This is a genomic window from Desulfoscipio sp. XC116 (assembly GCF_039851975.1).
Taxonomy (GTDB): Bacteria; Bacillota; Desulfotomaculia; order Desulfotomaculales; family Desulfallaceae; genus Sporotomaculum.
Genome location: NZ_CP156660.1, coordinates 3,445,917 through 3,465,485, shown reverse-complemented (window position 1 = coordinate 3,465,485; position 19,569 = coordinate 3,445,917). Strand labels below are relative to the sequence as shown.

The following is a 19,569-nucleotide window of genomic DNA, read 5'->3' as shown; positions in this document are numbered from 1 at the left end:
TTTAGAAGTCTTTTATAAAGATATATAAGATGATTCAGACCTATTATATCAAAACTATTACATGTTGAAACTTTATGAAAATTATTGCTGAAGCATACGCTTTTCTACTTAATAATCGGTGCTTCATAGTGGAGGTGTTGCTTATGTAATATGGCCGACGTTAATCTCAACAAGCCCAATATTTAGAATAACAGGTTCCGGTGGGTCGAAATATAATTCTTAAAGATCCGGTAAAAATCAGATTAGAAAGGATTGATAAAGCTTGATTACATCTCACGAATACATCGAAAGATTAAAATCAATGAAAAAAAATATATACATGGGAGGTGAACTGGTAGAACGAGTAGATCCTCGCATTATGCCGGGCATCAATGTAATAGCATTGACTTACGATTTAGTTAATCATCCAGATTATAAAAAAACGCTTACAGCAACATCCCATATAACAGGAAAGGCAATTAACCGTTTTACACATATGCACCAAAGTCAAGAGGATCTTTTAAAGAAACAAGAGATGACCAGACTATTAACTAGAAAATCGGGATTTTGTATTCAGAGGTGCATGGGTATAGATGCCATGAACGCACTTTCCGTAGCAACAAAAGAAATAGACGACGCAAAGGGAACAGAGTATCACCAGCGCTTTTTAGAATATTTGAGGTACTGGCAGGAAAAAGATATAACCGGCTGCTGTGCCCAAACAGACGCTAAAGGTGATCGCTCACTTAGGCCCCATCAGCAGCCCGATCCCGACCTTTACGTCCGCGTAGTAGAGAAGAAAAAAGACGGCATAGTTGTGAGAGGCGCCAAACAGCACATAACTACATCTTCCTTTGCCGAGGAAATAGTGGTGGTACCTACAAGAGCATTAAAGAAAGAAGATGCCGATTATGCGGTAGCATTTGGCATACCGAGTGATAGTGAAGGGGTTTATATCATCAACAGAGCATCATCTCCAAGAAAACGGAACCACTTAAATTGTCCTCTGGCGGAACACGGCAGTTCAGACGGGTTCATCATTTTTGATAATGTTTTCGTGCCTTGGAACAGAGTATTTATGTGTGGAGAATACGAGTTTGGGGGAAGATTGGCTCTATTATTTGCTCTTTTCCATCGACATAGCTATACCGGATGTAAGCCGGCTGTAACAGATATAATAATGGGACTGACGGCTTTGGTGGCTGAGTACAACGGTGTAGCCAAAGCGCAGCATATCCGGGAAAAATTGGCTGATTTGATGGGTGTTGCCGAACTGGTATACGGTGCAGGTATTGCGGGTTCAATAAATGCGACTAAATCCTTATCCGGGACATTTGTACCCGACCCAATTTATTGTAATGTGGGCAGACGGCATGCCGGAGAAAACATCTATCATGAACACGAGATTCTGACGGAAATAGCAGGAGGGCTTCCCGCTACTCTTCCCTATGAAGATGATTTTTTCAGTGAGCAAACAAAACCATTGTTGGACAAGTATATGGTTAGAAAGGAAGGGATAACAGCGGAGGATCAGCAGCGTTGCTTCCGGTGCATCAGTGACCTGAATTGTTCTGCTTTTGGGGCTGTGTGGCAGTATGCCGGCGTGCATGGCGGAGGCTCTCCAATTATGGAAACCATAGCTATATTGTCGAACTATAACCTGGAATTGCGCAAGAATTTGGCTAAAGAGCTGGCAGGGATAAAATACTAACTTTTAGTCCCTCACCCAATAACAATAAAATCGTTGAAATCAAAGATGAATAGAAGTCCAAAAGGTAATAAAAAAAATCGCATGAGCATTCGCAACAAAAGGAGGGATTCTATGATTTCAGTTGGTAAAGACCTGTGGGCGCCGGGTTTTACTGAAGGTATTGTTAAAGAAACCGTCAACGGGGTAACTGTCAACGTTTATGCTGACCGACCGGAAACAGTAATCGAAACATTGCAAAACAGCGCCCGGCGTTTTCCTAAAAAAGTGGCTTTGGTCATGGGGGATGAGCGAATTACTTATGGAGAATTAAACAAGCGGGTCAATAACATGGCTTATGCCCTGCGCAATGAGTATGGCATTAAAAAAGGCGATCGGGTGGCCATTTTATTGACCAACGGTATTCCCTTTGTGATTAGCCTTTATGCCGTTGCTCAATTGGGGTGCATTGGGGTGCCGTTGAATACCAGGCTTAAGAGTGCTGAACTGGAATTTATGATTAATAATTCCGGTTCCAGCTTGTTGGTGCTCAATGACAGTTGGTGGGTGAATATAAAGCCGGTGTTAAATTCTATTATCTGCTGTCGGGAATTTTTTGTGGTCGGCCGGGAAATTGAAGGCACCAGGCCCTTTGTTGGTTTGATCGACACCGATGCTTCGGAGACCGTTACGGAACAAATTGACGAACATGATGTAGCGTTTATTATGTATACCTCCGGCACCACAGGACTACCCAAAGGGGCGATGAACACTAATTTTAACGTTATTCATACCATGATCAGTTATAAAAGAATTTATAACCTAACTTCGGAGGACAGAACAGTTATTGCTGTACCCTTGTTCCACGTTACGGGTCTTTACGCCCAATTACTAACGTATATCAATCTGGGTTGCGGCATTGTTCTCATGCCCATCTACAAAACAGACGAAATGTTACGGATACTTGCGGGGGAAAAAGTCACCAGTATGATTGTGGTACCTACTATTTATGTGATGATGTTAATGCATCCCGAACATCGTAAATATGATTTGTCACATTTACGGGTAGCGGGTTTCGGGGGAGCGCCCATGTCCGGCGAGACGGTAAGAATGCTCAAGGATTGGTTGCCGGGCATAGAGTTGCATAATACTTACGGTCTTACTGAAATTGCGTCCCCCGGGACCTGTATGCCCAAGGAGGATGCTCTTAGAAAGCCGGGGTCCATTGGCCTGCCGTTTCCAGTAAACAAATGTAAAATTACCGATCCGGTAACCGGAGAGGATTTGCCGCCCAATACCGAGGGGGAACTGTTGATTAATTCGCCCAACCTTACTCCCGGATACTGGGAAAACCCTGAGGCTACCCAAAAGGCTATCGTTGATGGCTGGCTGCACACGGGTGATATAGCTAAAATTGATGAAGATGGCTATGTGTATATCATGGACCGCATCAAGGACATGATCAACCGGGGCGGTGAAAAAATTTTTTGCGTTGAAGTGGAAGATGTTCTTTACAGCCATAACAAGGTTATGGAAGCTGCGGTGGTGGGCGTGCCGGATGAAGTTTTCGGTGAGGTTGTGAAAGCTTTCATTGTTTCTCGCCCGGGCGCTTCCCTGGATGTTGAAGAGGTGCAAGATTGGGTACGAGAGCGGTTGGCCAAATATAAAGTGCCAAAGCTTGTTGAGTTCTTAACCGAACTGCCCAAAAACCCCAATGGGAAAGTAATGAAAAATGTTTTGCGGGAAATGCATATTAAAAATTAGGAGGAAGAGAGTTAAATGAAAAAGTTATTTGATTTAACGGGTAAAACAGTTATTGTAACAGGGGCGGCTTCCGGTTTGGGGCAACAAATTGCTTTAGGTGTAGCCGCTTATGGAGCAAACGTAATTGCCGTGGGAAGTCCCCGTCATAGTGCTGATGACACAATTGATCAAATTTCTAAAATGGGCTATATAGCTGCTGGGTTACAAGTAGATGTTTCCGATGCAATTGAAGTTAAACAAATGGTTGATTATGCTTTGGATAAGTTCGGCTCGATTGATATTGCCTATAATGTACCAGGAATAAACATTAGGAAAGAGGCTTTGGAATTAACTGAAGAAGAATGGGATAGAGTCATAAGAATTAATTTAAAAGGGGTTTATCTTTGTGCAAAAAACATTGGTGGGATAATGATTAAACAGCGCAGGGGCAGAATGGTTAATATGTCATCGATTTTTGGCACTGTCTGTATGAAAAAACAAATTGCTTATGCTACCAGCAAGGGTGGGATTAATCAAATGACCAAGGTACTTGCGGTGGAATGGGCACCTTACGGGGTAACTGTCAATGCCATTGCACCAGCTTATATGAAAACCCCTTTGGTTCGCCAAGTAATGGAAAACAAGGAATGGTATGATAGTGTTAAAAATAGAAATGCAATGCAAAGGCTAGGAGAGCCTGAAGAAATTATTGGGCCGGCTATTTTTCTAGGTTCAGATGCCTCAAGTTTTATTACTGGAACCATTATTTATGTAGATGGCGGATGGACTATACTTTAAAAGCTATATATTTTTTAATTAAAATATTCAGACTTTTTGGAAAACATTAATATTTCACATACGAAAATTTTATAGTGTGAAGAAGATTCTTTCAAGAAAGGAATGATTATTAATATGAAAGCCCGTTGGACAATATTAATTGTTATATGGTTGCTTTATATTATCAATTATTTTGACAGGACAAGCGTTTTAACGTTTCTTCCAATTATTAGGGAGGAACTGAACTTTACTCATGGTCAGATTGGTACGGCTGCATCGGTATTTTTCTTTGCGTATGCCCTTGCTCAATTTTCTGCTGGCTGGTTGTCCGATCGGATTGGCCCTAAAAAAGTAATGAGCATTGCTATTATTGTTTTTTCGCTGGTAACTTTCGTTACCGGGCTGGTAAAAAACTTTACCCAATTCATTATTATACGTTTGGGTCTTGGATTAGGTGAGGGACATCATTTTGCACCGGCAAATAAAGCAATTGCGAATTGGTTTCCCAAAGAGGAAAAGGGACGGGCCACGGGCTTTTTCTCAACTACCTGGGCTGTAGCGCCGGCAATCATTCCTATAACGGTTACCTGGTTAGCTACCGTCTTAAATGGCTGGAGGCCGGTATTTTATTGCTTGGCTGTCCTTGGTGTAATCGGAATAGTCTTGTTGTATTATTTTATTCAAGATAGCCCTAAAGATGCTTTGGCAAAAGGAAAGATATCTAAAGAAGAATGCGATTATATTAATGCGGGCTTAATACAAGTGGGTAAGGAAGAAAGCATGGCAAAGATTAGCACTAAACAGGCGTTTGGCATTCTATTTAAAGATACAAGCTTCTGGAGCTATTCCCTGGTCCTATTTTGTGTGTTAGGCATTTATTGGGGCAGTACAAGTTGGATTTCCTCGTTTTTATATGAGCAGTATCAGTTTAGTATAAAAACCATGGGCTTTTTTGCATCACTACCCTATGTGGCGGCTTTCTTTGCTATGATGACCGGTGGATGGCTGATGGATAAGGTATTCAAAGGTAGAGTAAAACCTGTTTTAGCAGCGTCTTTTATTTGTAGCATACCTGTTTTATTGTCAATTGCCAAAGTTCCGCAGGGTAATACTAGTCTTCTTATCCTAATGCTAATTCTTCTGGGGTTTTTTACCAACTTGTCGTTTGGAGTTATTTACGGATACCCACAGATTAGGTACCCAAAAGAAATATTAGGTTCAGCGGTGGGTATTTCAAACGGTATTGGTCAATTTGGGTCCTTTATTGCCCCGCTGGTTGCAGGATTTCTAGTTATCCAAAATGCTCAAGGAATTTTTTACACTCAGGTATTTGCCTTTTTCTCAGGGATTGCTATAGTAGGTTTAATTTTCACTCTCTTCTTAAGCGAAAGGACCTATGATTTTGGTAAAAGAGTTAGTGATCCCTCATCGGACCTTGGTATTAAAGTATGATTTTCAAATTTTTACACCGTCTATGTGGTTAGTTTAGTAAAGTAATATTTTTCTGTGATGTGGGATAATTAGTTGAATCTATGTTATTCAGTAGATAGCATTAATTCAATACATGAATCTCTGTGATGATATCTATGGCAATGAGAATGATTTATAAAGCAACAATATTCTGTGGGATATAATTGATAAAATGACACTTTTATTTTAACCAGTTTAAAAAATAAGCTGGTTTATTTTTTTTGTTTAATTATCTAACTATGTTATTGAAAACCAATTATAATAATAACTTTTCAATAGCTTGTCCGAGGTTGTTATAGCCTTAATCTTTAGTTGATAATATTTTAAGGTTAATTATATTCATTATATATTGATATTGTATTTTTGCAATTTGCGAATTAATGTAGTACGGTGAATACCCAGTTCTTTGGCTATATCCTCGAAGGAATTACTATTGCTTAAAGACAAAAATTTTATGATTAATTTCCTTTCAAATTCCTGTACCGCATTTGGTAAGTTTGTAAACTCTGATTTATTAATATCCAATCCAGGAGTTAAATTTAATAGGCCTAACTCTTCTTGAATAATACTACCGTTAACTGTTGTATTTGGATAAAATACAACAAGCCGCTCAATTAAATTTTCCAATTCCCGAACATTACCTGGCCAGTTATAAGAAACCAATGAGGACATGGCATCGGATGTAAAAGTCTTTTCGACCGTAAAATTCATATTTAGCTTTTGGAAAAAGTGATTGATCAGTGAGCAAATATCTTCGGGCCTTTCGCGTAGCGGTGGTATATTAATGGGAATTACATTTAACCGGTAAAACAAATCCTCTCGGAATTTACCCTGGTCAACAAGCTTATGCAGATTACGATTTGTTGCAGCAATGAATCTTACATTTACTTTCTCCGGTTGTAGCGCCCCTATGGGCAGGTATTCTCGCTCCTGTAGCAATCTTAATAGTTTTACCTGCATTGATTTTGTTAGCTCACCGATTTCATCGAGAAAAAGAGTGCCCTTATGAGCGGCTTGGGCCAGACCTTTTTTGCCGCCGCGGGCGGCTCCGGTAAACGCTCCGGCTTTGTACCCGAATAGTTCTGATTCAAACAGCTCCGGTGGGATTGCCCCTGCATTAATCTTAATAAAAGGGCCGTTGCCGCGCGGGCTTAAATGGTGAATTAATTTGGCTATAACCTCTTTCCCTACACCCGATTCACCGGTGATAATTACCGTGGAGTTATAGCAGGCCGCCCGGCTGGCTTTGGCCAATACGTCTTGCATGGCCGAGCTCTTGGAGACTATTTTTCCTATTCCGTCAATGTAAACCTGGGTATGGATATTATTCTTTAGGCCGTTTAAATTGACATCGGGTTTTACAGTAGTAACTACAAAAATTATGTCACCGCCTTGATCATATATAGGTGTGCCGTATGCGATTAACTTTCTCTTATTAGTTAAAATGGTCTGGGGGATAATTAAAGATTTCTTCTCCGTAAGCACCTTAAGGGTTACCGAATTATCAAGTACCCTTTGTTTGACCATTTCGCTCATATGCAAGCCGATAAAATCTCTTGCTTCCAAGCCGCTTATTGTTTCATACCCTTTACTGGCTGCGATATTATAACCCCTGCCGTCGGTTATCCACAACCCGTAAGCATCTTCCCCGTGAGTGAAATTTTGTTTTTTTACGGTGGAAGAACCGGCTTTTCTTTTGTTTTTAACGTTAAAGTAAACATCGGGTTTAGGAAAATTATCTGAAGAAGTGCATGCGGCGGATAACATCTCATTAGCCTCCCTTCCGTTGTGTAGAATTGCACAAAAGGAAGTGCCGTTCTGCACAGCAATATTATAATACAGCTCAGGTTATGAATTAAAATCCTGATGATACTGACATATAAGTAATGGTATGTTTCTTGCTTTGAAATTCAGAAAGGTCAGAACATAATAACTTTTGCATCTATTTATAATGTATCATTACTTGTCTTGTTTGTCCATTTAGGCTGATTAAATATATGTTTGGGGAGGGATTAACATTTTATCTCGGCAGATGGGTTTATCGGCGCTAGGCGATAAAAGTTTTAATTCCCCTAAATTTAATAACGATGTTTATAGGCAGTTAATTGAGATGTTATTGGAGGGAAAAGGCATTCGGGGGATCATGGATGCAATTTACGTGAAGCTGGAACAGAAAATTTTATTGATTTCCTCAGCCGGAAAGGTAATTTATTATACCGGCTATAAACGATCTCCCAGTGTTGTCTTGACCCTTGCCTTTTTAGGTATGGACAAATGTAAAACGTGTTGTGCTGAAAAGGTACCTGAACAAATAAATGTACAAATTGATGATAGTAACGCTGATTGTTTTGTCATTCCGGTTTTAAAAAAAGGCAAAAAAATAGCCTTTTTGCTTGCCGTCGTCGAAGGTAACTATCTAAATCACCAGCTTAGCGAGTATCTTCAAGTAATTGCTCAAGTATTAGCCCTGGAGTTGGATCGTGAAAATCATTTGTTATTGATGGAACAGAAATATAAAACGGAATTTATCATAGACCTTTTTTTAAATACAGATCAAGATAAAGAGAAGTTGAACCTGGTATCTCGTGCCTGGGGAAGAAACTTATCCGAGCCGCATCTTGTCTTTATCGCTGCATATGATATTTCCGGTAATGATAACGGTAAAAATACGCATTTCACGCAAATTATAAAAAGTGATTTGCGACAATTTATTGGTGAAAACTTTTTGCACTTGACATACAATAATATGCAAATTATTTTAGTCCGATTAAAGGATGTAGATAAGCTGGGCACCGTTGATTTAATGAGAAAAGTTTACAAAAAAATAAGCCATGAAATTCCTGCAGGGTCTAAACTGCTTTTTACCGGTCAGTCCATATTCAGATGTGACTATAATCTAGGGAAGGGTTATAAAGAAGCTCATTATTCTTTACAGCTCGGATTGATGATGGCGGAAGAGAGTGCTTTTATTTTATTTGATGAACTTGGCATCTATGGTATTTTGTATGATATATGTAATAACAAGGAAATCGGCGGCCAACTGAATAATTTTTACGAGCAAAAAATAGGGAAGCTAATTGATTATGACCAACAGCATAATACCGAATTATATAACACCTTAATTGCTTATGTGGATAATAATTGCAATAACTCTTTGACTGCTGAAAAATTATTTATTCATGTCAATTCTCTGCGCTACAGAATTAATAAAATTGAAAAAATACTTAAAGCAGACTTGTCCAAGTTAGAATGCATGGCCGAAATATTGTTGGCACTTAAAATTTATAAAATGCAAAAATGCTTAACCGGTAATTCCCGGGAGGATTAAATAACTTCCTATAATGGGGAATATTACATTATAGTAATATAAAGCATCTTATTAATAAATAGTCTACGGTATTTACCGAGCCGGATGGCACAAAGCTTTGCCTTTAAGCGCCGTGATTAAAATCCTTTTACTTTTGGTAAGGGGATTTTAACTTTTTACTGCAGAACTTATAAATATACCTGTAGGCAGAGCTATTGACAAATTCACCAATTAATATAAGAATTAGTGGAACAAATTGACGATAAGTATCGTATAAACTATAGACTATATTGTTTATGCGGCTTTATTCAAGGCCGTGATTATGTTGGGGGTTGGTGCTGATAATGTTTCGAACTAAAAACTTAATAATGTTGATAACAGTTGTGGCTTTTTGGGTGCTGTATGTTCCGCAAGCTTTTGCCGGCGTTGATGTTTGCGTAGATGGAGAACCGGTAAACTTTGATGTCCAGCCAATAGTAGATGCCTCATCCAACAGGACTCTTGTGCCGTTCAGACAAATATTTGAGGCCTTGGGCGCGAAGGTGTGGTTTGACAGCGGCATAAATGCCGCTTTTGGCCAGAAGGATGACCTTACTATCAAGCTTCCTATAAATCAAAAAGCAGCTTATAAAAACAATAGTCAAATTCAGCTGGATGTGGCGGCCCAGGTGGTTAATGGCCGCACTATGGTACCGTTGCGGTTTATTGGTGAATCACTGGGGTGTCGTGTGGATGCGCATGGCACATCGGCAGGTTTAAAAGTTGATATAACCTGGATAAACTCCGGTCAGTCGGACAACTTGCGAACGTTAAAAGAAATAAATACTGAATCAAATGATCTGGAGTTGCTGTTAGAACTAGATGTTGAAGATGGGGATAACAGAATTTTTAAGCTCGGCAATCCTGATCGCCTGGTTATTGATTTGCCGAATACCACCAACCAAGCGGATGAATTAATTAGACTTGAGGATAAATTGCTTTCATCGATTAGGACAGGCCAGTTAGACAATACCACCACTCGTGTTGTTTTAGATTTAACTGGTGTAGTGGATTATCAGGCGGAAGAAAATAATGATTCATTAATAATTAGGCTTGAGTACCCCGGCCAATCATCATCCGATGCAACTGATCCAGCCGAACCAACTGGGCCGGATGATGCAACCACGCCGACCGAGACAAACGACCCTGCTGATCAGCCCCAAGCGCCGGAGCTTGACGATAAATTAATCATTCTTGACGCCGGGCATGGAGGTAAAGACGTAGGGGCCGTTGGATATTCGGGAAAATATGAAAAAGACCTGGTATTTGATATAACCAATCAACTTAAAACTGCGTTGGAAAACGAAGGTTATACGGTGATTTTAACCAGGTCGGACGATAGTTTTGTGTCCTTGGAAGAACGGGTAGATATAGCCGACCGTACCAATGCCTTTGCTTTTATCAGTATCCATGCGAATAGTGCGGCTAATTCTTCGGTTGAGGGACTTGAAGTTTTCAAATACTATGGTTCCGATCCCAAGCTGGCTCAAGATATGCTGGATTCGATACTTATGCAAACCGGACAAGTCAATAGAAAAGTTAAAGAAGCGGGGTTTTATGTGATTAAGAATACCTTGATGCCCGCTATCCTCATTGAAACCGGGTTTATCAGCAATCCCAAGGAGGAAGATTTTCTTTGGGATCCGGAAAACCAAAAGGATATTGTGCGGGGTATTGTGGAAGGGATAATAAAGTATCAGCGCTAAATAAAAGTGCCTGTAGTTTACGATGAGCTACAGGCATTTTTAGATATCATTGCCTAAATACGATTTATTCTTGCCAAAAGTTGCAATAATATGGTTGTTTGTTTTCAAATATTATACGAGCTATTATAATAAACTTGTATGACCATATTATATAATGAAAGGTAGTTCTTAATGGTAACTTATGGAACTAAGCATGTTGTATTAAAACAATCAGACGATATATATAACGATATACTGCTGCCATTAAAAGAACGTTCCCGGCACAGCGATAAAAGATGTGTTTATTTTTACAGAATAATAGGTTTTAACAACCAAACAGAATTTATTGACAAAACAGCTTTATTGCACCAAAAATTAATTAATTTGGGCGATCTTTATTTATACTTTATTGAAAATATACCCATTCCTTATAATGAATACCTTAATAATAAAATCAATGAAACTTTTGCTTCATTAGTTGAGGATAGCTTTTTTAATAATGGTACACATGAAGACCGGCTTGCGAACGGCCGCTCTTTAAACACTTCTGAATACGGCCTACAGGCGGATATTTTATGTGATATCATAGAAAAGGCCAAATTGTTTCCCGTAATTGTTGCAGAAATAAAAGCCGCTTTTAAAATTGTTCTTAAAGAGTATATAAAAAAGGAAACTTCTGTAAATATAGGCAAGGTAAAAAATTTTATCTCCAAATTGCTCCTTTGGATGCACGAGTATATTCCGGAATTATATAAAGTAAAGTCTCCATGGAACCCAAAAATTCTATATTACGGAGACATTAAGAAACACGCGGCATTTTTTTTGATTTTGTTGTCCCAAATCGGTTGTGATGTTCTATATATCAATCCTCACTCCGATCTGGGTTATCAAAAAGCAGACAACAGCAATCGATTTTCGATGCTCCGGGAAGAAAGAATTAAAATTAAACTTAAAAGCCCGCCTATAAAAGCAGGCGGTAAACCGAAACAGCCGGTTAACATGGAACAACTGTATCAAGTAGTGCCAACCATGGGCTGCTCCGCTGTTGTCAAGCTGAAAAATACCAATAACATATTGCAAGATATAATGGTGCCGTTAAATAAAAGAAGCGGCTACCTTGGCCATCCGGCACCTGTTTGGCCGGTATACTTTTATAGGTATATTGGGGTAAGCGGGACAATGGATACGGAAGTTGACGAATATTATAACAGGCTTTACCAAATGGATAAAGATCTAAGAAGCAGACGAAATGGATATATAAGAATAACAAACCAATTAACTGTACCTGAGAATAATGAAATTGCTTTTTATAAGGATAAATTGGGACGAGCCAAGGTATTACTGCTTTATGGCAGTGAAAAGGATTTTTTGATAAATAAAGTGATTAACGCACAGATCCTGCCCACTACCATAAACCAGCCGTTAAACAACACGATAAACACAGCTTTTAAGGATATAATTTACTTGTTTGATGAGCTTGAGCCCAACAATAACATATCTAAGTTGGAAAATTTCGCACTAAAAATGATTGGCTGGATTAACAAATACTTTAAAAGCTTATATAAGGTATCTGATTTTAAAGATAGCCCTAAAATTGTATATTACGGAGATATTAAAAGTCACGAGGTATATCTGTTAATTTATTTCTCCAAAATTGGCTGTGATGTTTTATATATTAATTCCGATATAAAAGAAGATGACGTTTTTAAACAAATTGATCCCAGGGAAGAATATACGAAACTTGCACAAAATGAGCTTAGTAAAGAATCGGAACAATTTCCTGAGAATGAGCGAAAAGTTCGTAAAGCTACCGTTGCCTACAATGCATCCCAGGAAATAGAACAAGTTATTTATAGCGATGATGTAGGGTTGTTTAAACCCTGGCAGTTTGAAAACAGTATGACCAAGCCGATAACTTTAAGAACTACGTATGATGAACTGAAAATTCTCTGGCCGGAGGAAGCCAGAGTGAGGCCCGAATTTAAAGTGGTCAACAATACTGTTTATGTGCCGAATCTTTTTGCTAAGATTAAGGGTACCCACAAGGAATTGGGGCGGTACTGGCATGACGTAAGCGATCTAAGCGCTTCTAAAAATACTCACGTAATAACCAGTGTTCCCTTTACTAAAATAAGTTACAGCAAGCGTGATTTATACGCATCGGCATTTTTATTCAATAATTCGGGCTTAATAGATAGAGAAAGATTATATAAAAGTGACTTTTATAAGTACGGTTATTTAAGAAACTCATTGCAAGAATTTATCATTAACAAGGTTGAGGAGTTAATTAAAGCAGATATATTTATTAATAATGATAAAGAGCTGCATTTAAAAGTATTAATGACTATTTTGAATATGGATGAAAATATATTAAACTTGTTGGAGGTTTTTGATTACCCCGGCTATATACCCAAAATGGTTATTTATGATGCCGCCAAGGATATTTTCAGCGATGAAGATGCTATCATTATAGCCTTTCTAAATCTGGTCGGTATAGATATAGCTATTTTTACACCAACCAACTATAACAATATTGAACTCAAGCTAAAAGAAAATCTGTTGGATATCCACCAGCTGCCATCAGTACAATTTGATTTAGAAGTACCTGACCTTAATATCAAGCCGAATGATGAAAGTAAATTTAGTGTTTTCCTAAACAATGTCTCACAAAGAATAAGGAGCATTCCTGTAATCATTAAAAACGACCTTTGAAAAAAGAGACGCCCATCAATACAATGGTAATGTGCTAATCCCGCAAAAGAAGGCACAAAACCAAAATTGAGGAGGCGCCTCTACATGAAGCGTACACAAAACGAGAAGATTATGCAAATCAGAATTGAAACCTTGGTAGTCGGAATCGACATTGGGAAAGAAACCCACTACGCCAGAGCCTTTGATTACAGAGGGATTGAACTGGGTAAGCTGCTGAAATTCAGCAACACGGCGGAAGGATTTAAACTCCTGGACCGATGGATGCAGGACATTTGCAAGCAGCAAGGAAAGTCGGAAATCATCGCCGGCTTTGAGCCCACTGGACATTACTGGTTTTCATTGGGTGACCATCTCAAGCGCCAAGGCCATAAACTGGCCATAGTCAACCCATTCCATGTCAAACGCACCAAGGAACTGGATGACAACAGCCCCACCAAGAATGACCGCAAGGACCCGAAGACAATCGCCATGCTGGTGAAAGACGGGCGTTACCGGGAGGTGTACATCCCGGACAAGATCTATCAAGAACTACGGGAAGCGGTGGATGAAAGAGAGCGGCTGCAAAAGCAGCTAACTGCTATCCACAACAGGGTTGTTCGCTGGCTGGATATCCGGTTTCCAGAGTTTGACGGTGTATTCAAGAAATGGACAGGAAAAACGGCGCTTCTGACGCTTCGGATATATTCTACACCAGCCAAGGTTTTGGAAGCCGGCGCGGACAAAATACTGGCCACCTGGAGGACAGTTGTAAAGCGCTCTGTGGGCATAAAAAGAGCACAAGCGCTGGTAAAAGCTGCAACCAACAGCATTGGCAGAACCAACGGCCATGTAGCTTCAGAAGCCAGCTTGCAGAACCTGCTTGCTGAGTACGAATTGTACTGTGTACAGCTTGAACGCTTGGAACAACTGATATTGGAACTGTTGCTTCAAGTTCCGAACGCAGTCAAACTCTTGGGCATCAAGGGAGTTGGTTTGGTTACAGCCACAACCTTTGTCGGTGAAACCGGTGATATCCACAGGTTCGAAGACCCACGGCAGATACAAAAGCTGGCCGGCTTCAACCTGGTAGAGAACAGTTCCGGCAAGCACAAAGGAAAGACCACCATCAGTCACCGGGGACGGAAGCGGTTACGACATGGGCTGTTCATGACCATGATCGCCATCCTGGGCAAGAATCCGGAGTTTAGGGAACTGCACCACCGCAACCTGACCAGGGAAAAGAACCCGCTAAACAAGATGCAATCCATTGTTGCCCTCTGTGGAAAACTCATCCGTGTATTCTACGCCATTCTCAGCAAGGGCGTTGATTACAATCCGGAGAAGATGATGGGCGATATTCAACAGTCGGTGAAAACAGCCGCATAAAGACGTAGAGACATCCTAACAAAACATAGAAACAACATAAGCACATCATCGCCGAGTGGAGAGTGCCGCAGCCCATCCAGACGATGATGTGAATGACCCAAACATTATCCACATGCTTTATAACGCACCTTGAGAACGGAGAGCCGGGACAGTCAGGTTGAATTTTTCCATTAGGGCAAAGACCCGGTTAAGGAGCATGACTGACGTTCCACCTCTTGGATAGGCAGGACGAAGGAATTTCGGGCGGAGACCCAGGAAGACATGGGAGGTTTGCTGCCGGGAGATGGTGTGGAATCCCACTGGCCACAATACAAAAAACACGCGGCCTTGGTGAAGGTCACACGCCATCATCCAGAATTACACATTGATGTAAATAACAAGAGACGAGCTCTCCAAGCACAAATTGAAAAACTAAGAAAAACGAAGGTATTTAAAGATAATTGAAGATTATTAAGGGAGGAAATTTCATTGAAGATCACACGCCCTCAAGGGCAAACCGAACAGGTAGTGGAAGCAGCTCCTTTTGATTTGGAGAAGCAAAAGCAGGAAGTAGCGATTAAAGTGCAAAACTCTCCGGCGGTGGATAATATTCTGGCACAGATTGATCTGGAAAATGCCAATACGGTTATGACCTTTGGGGCAAACATTACAGAGGAAATAGCCAAGTTTTCCGATCAAATATTGCATAGTATGGAAACCACCAAAGTGGAAGATTCGGGAGATATGCTGATCCAACTTAACCGGATAATGGACAAGTTTGATATTAAGGACTTTGAGGACAAGAAACAAGGATTTCTAGGAAAATTGTTTAATAAAGCCAAAGATTCTATTGAGGCCTTGTTTAAAAAGTATCACACCATGGGTGATGAGGTTGATAAAATTTATGTTACCTTAAAGCAGTATGAGTCTGAAATCAATAGAACTAATAACAATCTGGAAGGAATGTTTGTGAAAAACCTGGAATATTATGAACAACTGGAGCAATATATTTATGCCGGGGAACTGGCCATCAATGAGGTAAAAGATAATTTATTGCCACAAATGCAAATAAAGGCGGACAATAGCGCTAATCAGCTTGACCAATTAGCGGTGAATAATGCCGACAGGATGTTGGAAATGATGGAGCAGCGGGTACATGATTTAAAGTTGGCGGAGAATATCGCTATGCAGACTATGCCCAGCATTAAGGCCATTCAAAACGGCAACTATAATTTAATCCGTAAAATAAATTCGGCCTTCATTATTACGTTGCCTATATTTAAGCAATGTCTTATCCAATCAATCATGCTTAAAAGACAGGCAGTGCAAGCCAAGGCTATGCAAGCATTGGATGATAAAACAAATGAACTGCTTTTAAGAAATGCCCAAAATACGGCGTTGCAATCCAAAATGACCGCACGTTTGGCCTCGGGCAGTTTTGTCAGTATTGAGACCCTGCAGAAGTCATGGGAAACAATCGTTAAAGGTATAGAAGACACCAAGCAAATTCAGGAGGATATGCGCAAGAAGAGGATGGAAGACAGTAAAAAATTACTGGCTTTTAAGGAGGAGTTTGAGAATAAGAAAATGATCAATTAAGTGTGTACAGGTCCATGAAAAAGTCAGCAGCATGATCTTGAAAAAGCTGCTGATGCTATTTTTTATGAAAATTATTGTTATCTAAATTATTATGTGTGGAATTGAGGTGCCGTTTCTAGCAAGAAGGTAATCAAGTGCCGGGGCTGGTAAGTAAGAAAAGCAGCGGGATAATAAATGGATACCGGTATTTGCTTGCGAATAAGGGTTAAGATGCTATAAGTGCCGACGCTGATATACCACCTGGCCAAGCTTGGTATATAGGTTCTTCAGGTAATATGACATAGGAAACGATCATTATGAATTTATCATCTACAGTGTCCAGCTCGTAGTTAGAGATCGTGGGCTGCTTCTCATTCAGCCAGTCTCTTAAGTCTTGCTGGAGTTTAAAGAAATTATCAGAAATGAAGATTCGAATAAGCATGCAAAACACCTCCAATTCTTATAATATTATCATAAAGATTTGCTCGTAAATTGGTAAGAGCTGTTATTCCCAAATGTTGTAGGACTTCGGACTTAGATTTAAAATGCTTTTTTAATATAAAAACAAGCCAACAGCTAAGCATTGCCTGGGATTGGGCAGGAGGACGGCGACAAAAGTTCTTGACAAACACTCATGGTTGGTATAATTTTATAATGATAATGAAAATCATTGTCGGATGAGCAAAGATATTTAGCATAGCACTTGTTGGTTGAAATAGTAGGAAAACGACCGGGTGCTGGTTTGGTGAGAAAAATTACGGCGGTATAATCAAATGATTGGTAAAGCAAAGGAAAATGAATGAAAAATAAGGAGTGGGCTCTTAATGGATTTACCCAAGCTGAATGTCAGTTTCAAAAACCTGTATGACATGCTTATGGGGCGGATGCGATCAAAGCTGCTGTTAACGGCTATTGAGTGGAAAGTCTTCAATTATCTAATTGAAGCAAAACCGGCCATTGATGTGGCCCGTTTAATCGGTGGGGAGCCGGATAATACACGTTTTTTCCTGGATGGCCTGGCAGCGTGTGGTCTTTTGGAAAAGAGAAACGGTATGTATAAAAATAGCTATGAAGCTGAGGTTTTTCTGGTAGAAGGACGTTCCACCTATTTGGGAGAATTTTTTATGCATAATGTTCACCTGTCGGAGGCTGCGCATGAACTGCCCAGACTTATAAAAGAGGGGCCTCCATTGCAATCACAAGATGACATGGGCTCCGCGGACAGGTGGGCACGGGCGGCGGTATACAATGCCAACTACGAAAGGGCGGGAGTGGCACAAAAATTGGCTGTAATTATCTCCCAGTTGCCGGAATTCGAGAACTTTCAGCGAATGCTCGATCTGGGCGGAGGACCGGGGATAATCGGTATGGCTATTGTAGATAAACACCCCGGCATGAGAGGAGTTGTCTTTGATCAACCGGAGGTAGTCAAGGTAAGTCAAGCCTTCATCAAGGAATATGAAATGGAAAACAGGATGGAGGTTATGGGGGGAAACTACTTTACCGACTCTATCGGAGAGAATTACGATCTGATCTTGGCTAAAGCGACGCTCAATTTTGCTAAAGATAATATCGACTTCATAATGAAGAAGATCTATGATGCGCTTAATCCGGGCGGAGTATGTATTGTGGTCACCGATGGTTTGACTCATGAAAAAACTAAACCCGAAATTATGGTGCTGGGTTGGCTGCCTGCAGCCATGACAGGGTGCGATATGGCATTTGAACAGGGTTTTATCGCTGATGCCATGATACGGGTGGGCTTTAAGTCAGTACGCGGCACTACCGTTGATTTCCCCATGGGGCCCATGGATATGGAAGTTGCTCGCAAGTAAGTAAGTCTTTAAAATGATGATTATCTTTTTTATGTAGTTTAGATTTCCACTCTCTCATCTCTCTTACCTGGCGAACGCAAATGAGCGTTCGTCTTTTTTTAAAGTAAACCAATAATATTATTGTTGACATATTGGGATATATTATGTTCTGCATGCATATTCTAGTATAAATATGTGAGTTGTGGTAATATATTTATATAGATAATTCATTCACAATCTTTTTTATGCCCAAAGGAGGCTTAACACATGCAATGTCCTAATTGCCAAAAAATGCTGCAGGGAGAGTTTATGTTTTGCCCTTTTTGCGGTGCCCAAGTAATTAAAAACACTACCTGCCATACCTGTCATAAACAAGTTGATCCGGCCTGGGTTTCCTGCCCTTATTGTGGCAGCGATTTGAAGGCGCCGGTTCAGCAGCCTATGCGGGAACAGCCGGTCTACATGCCGGAAAAACGGCATCAGCCGCCGCACCATCCTCCGTATGCCCACGGGCATCACTACGGCAGCAGTTCCGCAAAACACTATCGCAAGCGCAAGGGCTTCTTAGGCCGTATCTTTTCATCTTGAAAAGAAAAGCCTTGTATTAGGGGGTATACAATTGAGGAGCCTCTTGGCGGTGGAAGTTACGGAGTAGTGCTTAGAGCGGTGCGTGAGGGCTATAACTATGCTATTAAGGCCGTAATTAATGAGGATAATGAAGCACCGGAAAATACCAGGCTAAGATTCAGGCTGGAGGCGGAAATCCTCAAGCGGGTCAATCACCGCCAAATACCGGGATTTGTTGATGCTTTCTCACTGGCAGATGTGCACTATCTTGTGCAGGAGTATATCGAAGGACTGCCGCTGAGTCATCTAATATATACCGGTCGTCGCTTTAATGAGGCGGAAATCAAGGAGGTTATCCGGCAACTGCTGGCTATTTTAAACGTATTGCATAATCCTCCATGTCAGCATGATGCCGTAGTTCACCGCGATTTGCGCCTCTCCAACCTCATGCTAAGCGGCAATAAGCTCTATTTGATTGATTTCGGTTTGGCCAGGTTTATTGATTCCCAGCAGTTCTCTTTATGTCCCGACCCTTTGCAAACGAAATTCAGGTCTGCTCCAGGCAAAGAAAAATCCATGGCATTAAGCGGTAGCCCGCCATTGCGGCATATGCCCGGACCCTACACCTACCAACTGCTGCGCCGGGAAATATCACCGCGCAGCGACCTTTTCGGCGCCGGAGTGGTGGCTGTGGACCTGTTTACTAACTGGGTGGAGGATGAAGCGCTTTTTAAAGAAAGCTGGGAAGAAGTGCTGCCGCTGTCAGAACCATTTAAAATATTTATTAAAAAATTACTTAGCCGGGAGGGTTTTACCTCAAGCACAGAGGCCCTGGCTTATTTGTGTTCTCAAGACCCGGAAGTTTAG

The 19,569-nt window shown here is 40.5% G+C and carries 14 protein-coding genes; 13 read left to right on the top strand and 1 reads right to left on the bottom strand.

Annotation, left to right across the window (positions count from 1 at the left end; translation table 11 throughout):
- Nucleotides 1-262 precede the first annotated feature (262 nt).
- From ABDB91_RS16410 to ABDB91_RS16395, 4 genes are all read left to right on the top strand, one after another.
- A complete protein-coding gene (locus ABDB91_RS16410; RefSeq protein WP_347488756.1) occupies nt 263-1,690 on the top strand; it encodes a 4-hydroxyphenylacetate 3-hydroxylase family protein in 1,428 nt (475 codons plus the stop codon).
- Between the two features lie 111 nt (nt 1,691-1,801).
- Nucleotides 1,802-3,430 carry a long-chain-fatty-acid--CoA ligase gene (locus ABDB91_RS16405; protein ID WP_347488755.1) on the top strand — a complete coding sequence of 543 codons (1,629 nt, stop codon included), beginning with the start codon at nt 1,802-1,804 and terminating at the stop codon, nt 3,428-3,430.
- A gap of 15 nt (nt 3,431-3,445) precedes the next feature.
- Nucleotides 3,446-4,207, top strand: a complete 762-nt coding sequence (locus ABDB91_RS16400; RefSeq protein ID WP_347488754.1) for an SDR family NAD(P)-dependent oxidoreductase — start codon at nt 3,446-3,448, stop codon at nt 4,205-4,207.
- Between the two features lie 114 nt (nt 4,208-4,321).
- Complete coding sequence (locus tag ABDB91_RS16395; protein WP_347488753.1) at nt 4,322-5,638, top strand: MFS transporter; 1,317 nt, start codon at nt 4,322-4,324, stop codon at nt 5,636-5,638.
- A 360-nt stretch (nt 5,639-5,998) separates the two neighbouring features.
- Here the strand turns inward: ABDB91_RS16395 and ABDB91_RS16390 are convergent, their stop codons facing one another.
- The gene (locus tag ABDB91_RS16390; protein WP_347488752.1) at nt 5,999-7,423 is read right to left on the bottom strand and encodes a sigma 54-interacting transcriptional regulator; all 1,425 of its coding nucleotides are present in this window, start codon (nt 7,421-7,423) and stop codon (nt 5,999-6,001) included.
- 265 nt (nt 7,424-7,688) lie between these two features.
- On the opposite strand from ABDB91_RS16390, the gene ABDB91_RS16385 reads away from it, so the two are divergent.
- The 9 genes from ABDB91_RS16385 to ABDB91_RS16345 all read left to right on the top strand — a co-directional run bounded on the left by ABDB91_RS16385 (nt 7,689) and on the right by ABDB91_RS16345 (nt 19,569).
- Nucleotides 7,689-8,984, top strand: a complete 1,296-nt coding sequence (locus ABDB91_RS16385; protein WP_347488751.1) for a helix-turn-helix domain-containing protein — start codon at nt 7,689-7,691, stop codon at nt 8,982-8,984.
- Between the two features lie 323 nt (nt 8,985-9,307).
- The gene (locus ABDB91_RS16380) at nt 9,308-10,708 is read left to right on the top strand and encodes an N-acetylmuramoyl-L-alanine amidase family protein (protein WP_347488750.1); all 1,401 of its coding nucleotides are present in this window, start codon (nt 9,308-9,310) and stop codon (nt 10,706-10,708) included.
- 171 nt (nt 10,709-10,879) lie between these two features.
- Nucleotides 10,880-13,399, top strand: a complete 2,520-nt coding sequence (locus ABDB91_RS16375; protein WP_347488749.1) for a YceG family protein — start codon at nt 10,880-10,882, stop codon at nt 13,397-13,399.
- Between the two features lie 84 nt (nt 13,400-13,483).
- Nucleotides 13,484-14,764, top strand: coding sequence for an IS110 family transposase (locus ABDB91_RS16370; RefSeq protein ID WP_347487749.1), 1,281 nt, complete (start codon nt 13,484-13,486; stop codon nt 14,762-14,764).
- 261 nt (nt 14,765-15,025) lie between these two features.
- Nucleotides 15,026-15,208: a hypothetical protein gene (locus tag ABDB91_RS16365; RefSeq protein WP_347487748.1), complete on the top strand. Its 183-nt coding sequence runs from the start codon at nt 15,026-15,028 to the stop codon at nt 15,206-15,208.
- Between the two features lie 24 nt (nt 15,209-15,232).
- Nucleotides 15,233-16,342: a toxic anion resistance protein gene (locus tag ABDB91_RS16360; protein ID WP_347488748.1), complete on the top strand. Its 1,110-nt coding sequence runs from the start codon at nt 15,233-15,235 to the stop codon at nt 16,340-16,342.
- Between the two features lie 803 nt (nt 16,343-17,145).
- Nucleotides 17,146-18,156, top strand: a complete 1,011-nt coding sequence (locus ABDB91_RS16355; protein ID WP_347488747.1) for a methyltransferase — start codon at nt 17,146-17,148, stop codon at nt 18,154-18,156.
- A gap of 246 nt (nt 18,157-18,402) precedes the next feature.
- Complete coding sequence (locus ABDB91_RS16350) at nt 18,403-18,723, top strand: zinc ribbon domain-containing protein (RefSeq protein WP_347488746.1); 321 nt, start codon at nt 18,403-18,405, stop codon at nt 18,721-18,723.
- Between the two features lie 15 nt (nt 18,724-18,738).
- On the top strand, nt 18,739-19,569 hold the full coding sequence (locus ABDB91_RS16345; protein WP_347491631.1) for a protein kinase: 831 nt from the start codon (nt 18,739-18,741) through the stop codon (nt 19,567-19,569).